The organism is Photorhabdus hindustanensis, assembly GCF_002968995.1.
Taxonomy (GTDB): Bacteria; Pseudomonadota; Gammaproteobacteria; order Enterobacterales; family Enterobacteriaceae; genus Photorhabdus; species Photorhabdus akhurstii.
In genome coordinates this window covers 1-6,612 of sequence record NZ_PUWT01000103.1, presented here as the reverse complement: position 1 = coordinate 6,612, position 6,612 = coordinate 1, and the positions used below count along the sequence as shown (strand labels likewise).

The following is a 6,612-nucleotide window of genomic DNA, read 5'->3' as shown; positions in this document are numbered from 1 at the left end:
CGGGTCGAACAGCGCCAGCGGCTCGCCGGTCGGGGCGCTCATACTGGGTCTGCACCTCCCCGGCCATCAGCTCCACCCGGTTGTCCAGATTAAGCGTAAACGCCTGCGTCTGCTGCGCTATCAGCTCCCAGCCGTCAAACACCAGATGGCGGATCATTTTCAGCCGGCCGTGCTGATACTCCCGGATTTCCGCCGGCACGTCGCCGTCCCACAGAATTGTGCATCCTTATCCTTTGCAGCGCTTTTACGCCAAACACCCGAGGTAGGAGCCGGATGCGTTAGTAGCGCACGTCCGGATCTGTGCGGGGGGTAGCCGGTAACCGCTATTCCTACCGCGACCGATTAAGGATGCGATCTCTAAGCTCCAGTCGGCACTGGCATACTGTGGGTATGCGCCACGGTAGATCAATAATAACATCGGAAGATCTGGTGATTGTGAACTGTCTCTCTAAATCTAGTCATTAAATGTTGAATCTAGTTTTTGAGGGCAGTTCATCTATAATTTTATTAACTATTCTTCAAAAGAATAGGATTGAAAATAACTCATGTCTTTTTATCTTTTTTTATACCGCACGGCATAACTCCTTTTTTAAATATAGAAAATATTTCTTCTAATTTAGAGTCTTGATTAAAAGAAAATAAATATCGATAAATACTTATCATATTTAACATGTAATTACATTCGTCATTTACTTCATTTAGAAAGTTATCGTATTCTATGTTATCAACTAACCCTTGTTTCTTTCTTATAAGATGTAGTTTTCTTTTTCTAATATTTTCTTTAACTTGATCCTTGGTAGATATTTTTATTCTGTCAAGGATATCCTTTTCTGCTTTTTTATAATCCTCATGAAGATAAAACTCGGATACCAGATCAGAAAAAAATCACTCCAAACCATATAGTTATATGGTATGTCTTGATCAAAAAGAAGCTTTAATGCTATATCTTTATTATCAATAATTTTATATTCATTAAATTCTTCAATAGAACCGGATAAAAAATCCGAACTTTTAAAGAATTCAACTGGTTCCATATAAAAATTTATTATCTCACTCATATTGAATTATCCTAAAATTTTACTCCAGAGATCAAAAACTCTTTGTCTGCCTATTTGATTTACGTCTTTCCCAAAAATATTAGTGTTATACATATCTTTGGATCTAATAATATTACCATTCTCCATGCCTTTTTTAGCTATATTTTGAATGTTAGCTACTTGTTTCGATATGGCATCAGTTGATTGATTTAAATTTATTTTATCCAGAGCATTTCTTATTTCATCAGTATATCCGTGATGATTACCTTGATGCCTTGCCATTACATTAACCGGTCGGCACTGGAATATCACGGGTATTTGCCACGGAAAGAAAGAAACCAACCGGAAGCGATTCCGGCTTTTTGCGATTTCAGGGAGAAAACAGAATAAAATAGCTAAAATATAGCTTATGTATATATTTACTATGAATTTTATATTTTTCTGTATTATTCATTTTTTTATATTTTTATTTATTTTATATTTTTGTGATTTTAAATTATATATTTAATATATAAGACCAAGCCTGTAAAATATTTATTTTAAGTACAAAAATAACAAAGCGGAAAGATCACGGGGATCTTTCCGGCTTTTTCACAATTATTTATCTACTATATCAACTAGTTTTTAATATCATTGGATTAAAAGCGACTATTTTTTCATCCTTCGTCATTCCGCATGGATACAACCCTTCTTTATATATCTCAAAGATCTTTTCCAAGATTGATTCCTTTTGTTCACCTAATATATACCTTTGAATAGATAACATGTTTAGTTGAGAATATACCTCATCTAAAACTTCAAAATAAAAATCATCATAGTCAGAGTTTTCTTTTTTTATTTTTTTCTTTCGATAAGTGATTGAAATTTTATCATAATGAACAGAAAATTCTTTACTTATATCATTTAAGTATTCGTCAGCTTCATGAAATTCACTTCTTAACCTAAATTTACTTATAGAATTTTCAATGAGATCTAACCATACTAGATACCCCTCGGGTAATAATTGTTCAAAAGATAAAGTCAGTGCTAATTCAGGATCATGAATTTCTAGATAATGACCGGATTGATTACTAAGAACCCCTGAAAATAATTTTTCAGATAAAAGAAAAGACATTGGTTCAATAACAAATTCTTTTTTTATATCAATCATATATAACCTCTATTTATTAAATATATTATCCCACAATTCAAAAGCTCTTTGCTTTCCTATATCAGGATTCTTAGCAATATCTTTCGACCTAATTGGCATGCCATTCATCATTGATTTCTTCGCCTTATTTTGTATGTCAGCAACTTGTTTTGCTATGACATTAGTAGGCTGGTTTAAATCAATTTTATTTAGAGCTTTTTCAACTGCGGAGGAATATCCGTTATGGCTACCTCGATGTCTTGCCATTGTGCTAACTGTAGTAGCAACCTTTTTATTTTTGATGAGGTCTGGCTGCCTCAAAAATATCCCATTACTAGCATCATCAATATCATATCCAATTTTTTTCAAAGCAGGATGATCTGATAGCTGTTTCGGAATGACATGGTGCGCTTCATGTCCTTTCCATGAAGTTGAGCGTGGCAAGCCCATATCTTCCATCATGTTTTTACCGAGTTTAGTAGAGCATCCAGCTAGCCCTGGTGGGTCGATCCAACCCGTCGGATTATGCACGTAACTGTAAGGATTTACTCCTCCTGCTAACCCCAACGGGTCAGGCGTCAGATATTGCCCAGCTACCGCCGAATAATACCTAAACCGATTGTAGACTAACCCGCTCTCTTCATCCAGCCATTGCCCGGCGAAAAATAACGCTAGCAATTATGCTAGCGTTATCAAAATCACCACAATAATATATTCATGAATGAGTTATTTCTATAATTCATTTTTAACCCATTCAGTAAGTTCCTTTTTAATAGAGGATTCATTCAATGGCTTATTCCAATTTAATATTTCCTGCTCATCATAGCCATCACTCAACATAAATAAATATATTATTGATCTTGGCTTTTGAAATATATCTTCATCGATACAATGTCTGATTGCACTCAAGCACGCTTTAATAACATCATCTCTATCTTCATCTTCTTCAAATTCATCACTCATAGAAAAAGCCATCATTTGTGACGACACAGAAGAAAAAGCAGTATTTTTATATAGATACTCATCATTTTCTTCAGAAATGGTCTCACTGAACCATTCTGCTGGGCTGTATTTGTACGTTAGAGGGTATTCATCATCTTTTACTGATTGAAAGTGCGTATTTGTATTAAATAGTAAAGAAAGAGACATAAAACTCTCATCTGTATATAAACAAAAAGAATTTATATCATCCCAATAATCTTGCTCTTTTATATGCTGTATCGCATTGACAACACTATCAATAATATCTTTTTCTAACTTTTTAAAATCCATAAATATACTCCGCACTATAATATCTTATCTTTTGCGAACAATTCACTTAATTCTGCCAAGGCATCTTTTATTGATCTACCCGAAGATACCGCCTCTTTTAATACATCATTAACTTTTTTCGCTGCTTCTACACTATGGTTTTTATTTGGTGCCCATACAAGGTTTTCGATTCCATATTTAGGATCAATTCCAGCTTCTCTCAAAATTCTCTGGCTATCTTTAATATATGGTTTAGCCGCAGCAGGACCTTTTTGGAAGACGATATGATGCGCATGTGGTCTCCACATTCCTGGTGGTGGGGTAGTTCCTGTCAATTTAGTCAAATATTTCCCCCATGAACCACCTTTACTCTTCGATAATTTACCCGCGTCTAATGCAATATTCCCTTGTTTTCTAAACTCCTTATACCGGGCATACCTTTCAGGACAAGCTGCTAATCCTAACGGATCAATCCAGTTCGTCGGATTATGCACGTAACTGTAAGGATTTACTCCTCCTGCTAACCCCAAAGGGTCAGGGCTGAGGTAGCACGTCGCTTCCGGCAAATAATAGCGGAACCGATTATAAAATAAACCACTTTCCTCATCAAAAAGTTGCCCGGCAAATCGGAGGCCCGGATCGAGCTGGGGATTCTCGCCGTGTCCGCTCAGACGCAGGCCGTATAGCGACTGCTTCGGCCGCCGCCACACCCGTTTACCCGTCGGGTCGAACAGCGCCAGCGGCTCGCCGGTCGGGGCGCTGACCGCATATTGAGTCTCCACCTCCCCGGCCATCAGTTCCACCCGGTTGTCCAGATTAAGCGTAAACTGCTGCGTCTGCTGCGCTATCAGCTCCCAGCCGTCAAACACCAGATGGCGGATCATTTTCAGCCGGCCGTGCTGATATTCGCGGATTTCCGCTGGCACGTCGCCGTCCCACAGGTAGGTGGTCCGCTTACCGCTCTGGATACACCGTTTTTCTGTCCGCCGCCCGAAAGCGTCATAGCGATATTCCCACGGTATCCCGTCCGGGGTGATAAGGCCGGTCAGCTGATTCTGGCTGTTCCACCGGTATGTCGTCAGCGCCAGCCGGCAACCTTCCGCTAAAAACTGCTTCTCCTGCATGCGGCCGGCCCGGTCGTAAACAAACCGGTGCGAGTCCACCCAGTTCAGGCGATGGCCCTCCTGATAGAGGGTTTCCCCCATAATCTCCTGCACCCCGTCAAACCGTCTTGATGGGTACCCCGCTTCATCATACTGATAATGCTCCCGCAGTGTCCGGCCCTCCCCCACCGACATCACCTGGCCATTGCCGTTGAGGAGATAATTTAACGGCTGCCCGTCATCACTGACGGCGGTCAGGTTCAGCGCGGCATCGTATTCATACCGGCGCGCCACCCCCGCGTAAGCGGGTCCGGCAATCTCGTCCAGTTCAGCCGGCCGGAAGAAATGGGGATTACGGCCCGCCCGTTGCGCGGTTAACTGGCCCATCAGGCTGTACTGCTGGCGCAGAATAAATCCCCCGTCCACATAACGGCCCGTGTCCCGGCCGGCGTCATCCCGCTCGATGGTCAGGGGCGATTGTTCCTCCAGCGCCAGCTTAATCAGTTCCCCCACCCGGTTGACTTCCCGGCGACTCTGCCAGCGGCAGAGGTGGGTCTGGCCGCTAAACCGGGCCGGCCGGCAACCGGCGTTTTTTTCGCCGGTCAGCAACTGCCGTTCTACCGCGCGGTTATCCGGGTAGTGACGCAGAATCTCGCCGTGCGGCTGAATTTCCCGCACTATCCGGTCCTGCTCGTCATATTCAAAATGCAGGGCGCTGTCCGGCGACTCCACGGTTAACAGCCGGCCCAGGATGTCGTAATGATAACGGGTGGTCCCTTCCGGGGCGCGCAGCGTCGTCAGCCGGTGCGCGGCATCATAATCATAGCGGGTCACGTTCTCTTCCCCGTCCCGCTTTTCAATGCAGTTCCCCGACCGGTCATAACGATAATGCCACTGCGTGCCGGCATAATCCTGCTCGGTGATAACCCGCCCGTCCGCATCCAGGGTGTAGGTGTAAGTTTCCCCCTGCGGGTTAATCACCTGCGTCAGTTGCAGCGTGTCGGCATCATAACGATACTGCCAGCGATGCCCCTCGCCGTCACGCCGGGCGACCGGCAGGTCAAACGGGCCGTATTCGACCTGCCATTCTACGCCGCGGGCATCGGTCCAGCAGGTTAAGTTGCCGTGGCGGTCATGGGTGAAGTGTTCCAGCTGGTTGTCCGGCCGGTCACTGACCGCCACCCGGTGATGACGGTCGTAACGCCAGCGCCATAGCGCCCCCGCCGCGGTCAGGCTGCGCAGCCGGTCCTGACTGTCATAACCCAGACTGACGGTCCGGTTCTCTTCATCCAGCACCCGCACCAGCCGCTGATGCTTATCATATTCCTGTGTGCGACAGTTGCCGTCCGGGTCTGTTTCGGCCGTCACCAGTCCGAAGGCATTGCGGGTCAGCGTGGTTTTCCGGCCGTCCGGCGCAATAAATCCGGCGGGCTGGCCCTGTTCATCATACCGGGGCAGCCAGGTGCGTTGCAGCGGGTCGGTCATGCCGGTCAGTTGCAGGCTGTCAGCCTCATAGCTGTATTGCCATACCGCGCCAGTGGCCTCCGTCAGCGAGGTTACCCGACCGGTATCGGCCAGATAAGTCAGCGTCAGGGTTTCCCCCTCCGGTGATATCTGTCTGACCAGATGGCCCCAGCGGTCATAGTCATAACGGGTCACGCCGCCGCACGGGGTGTGGATTTCAGTTATTAATTGCTGGTCGTTGTAATGCCAGGTGGTGGTGTGCCCCTGTGGGGTGGTGGAGCGGGTGATGCCGGGGGCATAATCCAGGTGAACCGGATAGAAGCCGCCAGCTCCCACACTGTCGGTACAGCGCCCCTGTTTATCATAACCGTAATCCACCCAGGTCTGGTCGCCATCGGACCAGCGGCTTATCAGGCCCTGCGCATTATATTCATAGTACAGATGAAAATGCTGGGCGCTGTCCGCTTCCGCCAGCCGGCCGTTATCATGGTAGTGATAACGGGCCATCACTTCCTGTAACCCTTCATCGGTACGGAGAATCTCTGTCAGTTGTCCGCGCCGATTATAAAGCAGCGTCAACTCCGGCCCGTCACTGTGGAGAACCTGTGTCAGTTGACCGTGCTCGTTA

At 45.4% G+C, this 6,612-nt stretch carries 6 protein-coding genes and 2 pseudogenes; 1 reads left to right on the top strand and 7 read right to left on the bottom strand.

The annotated features are described in order from the left end of the window. Window positions 1-108: 108 nt before the first annotated feature. Window positions 109-220, bottom strand: a pseudogene (locus C6H66_RS27835) (RHS repeat protein); the annotation flags it as partial. Between the two features lie 121 nt (window positions 221-341). On the opposite strand from C6H66_RS27835, the gene C6H66_RS27830 reads away from it, so the two are divergent. Then, entirely contained in the window at window positions 342-404 is a 63-nt protein-coding gene (locus C6H66_RS27830; RefSeq protein ID WP_422615591.1) for a DUF7706 family protein, read from the top strand. 402 nt (window positions 405-806) lie between these two features. On the opposite strand, the gene C6H66_RS27145 is transcribed toward C6H66_RS27830, so the two are convergent. From C6H66_RS27145 to C6H66_RS23830, 6 genes and pseudogenes are all read right to left on the bottom strand, one after another. Then, entirely contained in the window at window positions 807-1,058 is a 252-nt protein-coding gene (locus C6H66_RS27145; protein ID WP_248000814.1) for a hypothetical protein, read from the bottom strand. Window positions 1,059-1,064: 6 nt separating this feature from the next. Beyond that, complete coding sequence (locus C6H66_RS23850) at window positions 1,065-1,319, bottom strand: AHH domain-containing protein (RefSeq protein ID WP_105396937.1); 255 nt, start codon at window positions 1,317-1,319, stop codon at window positions 1,065-1,067. Between the two features lie 331 nt (window positions 1,320-1,650). Beyond that, window positions 1,651-2,187 carry a hypothetical protein gene (locus C6H66_RS23845; RefSeq protein ID WP_105396936.1) on the bottom strand — a complete coding sequence of 179 codons (537 nt, stop codon included), beginning with the start codon at window positions 2,185-2,187 and terminating at the stop codon, window positions 1,651-1,653. A 9-nt stretch (window positions 2,188-2,196) separates the two neighbouring features. Then, a pseudogene (locus C6H66_RS23840) lies at window positions 2,197-2,835 on the bottom strand (AHH domain-containing protein); the annotation flags it as partial. Window positions 2,836-2,898: 63 nt separating this feature from the next. Then, a complete protein-coding gene (locus tag C6H66_RS23835; protein ID WP_105396934.1) occupies window positions 2,899-3,438 on the bottom strand; it encodes a DUF4303 domain-containing protein in 540 nt (179 codons plus the stop codon). Window positions 3,439-3,452: 14 nt separating this feature from the next. After that, entirely contained in the window at window positions 3,453-6,596 is a 3,144-nt protein-coding gene (locus C6H66_RS23830) for an RHS repeat-associated core domain-containing protein (protein WP_479687609.1), read from the bottom strand. Window positions 6,597-6,612: the final 16 nt, after the last annotated feature.

Excerpts from the sequence above, each read along its gene's own strand:
- C6H66_RS23835 (WP_105396934.1), bottom strand. The coding sequence starts at position 3,438 with ATGGATTTTAAAAAGTTAGAAAAAGATATTATTGATAGTGTTGTCAAT.
- C6H66_RS23845 (WP_105396936.1), bottom strand. The coding sequence starts at position 2,187 with ATGATTGATATAAAAAAAGAATTTGTTATTGAACCAATGTCTTTTCTT.
- C6H66_RS23850 (WP_105396937.1), bottom strand. The coding sequence starts at position 1,319 with ATGGCAAGGCATCAAGGTAATCATCACGGATATACTGATGAAATAAGA.
- C6H66_RS27145 (WP_248000814.1), bottom strand. The coding sequence starts at position 1,058 with ATGAGTGAGATAATAAATTTTTATATGGAACCAGTTGAATTCTTTAAA.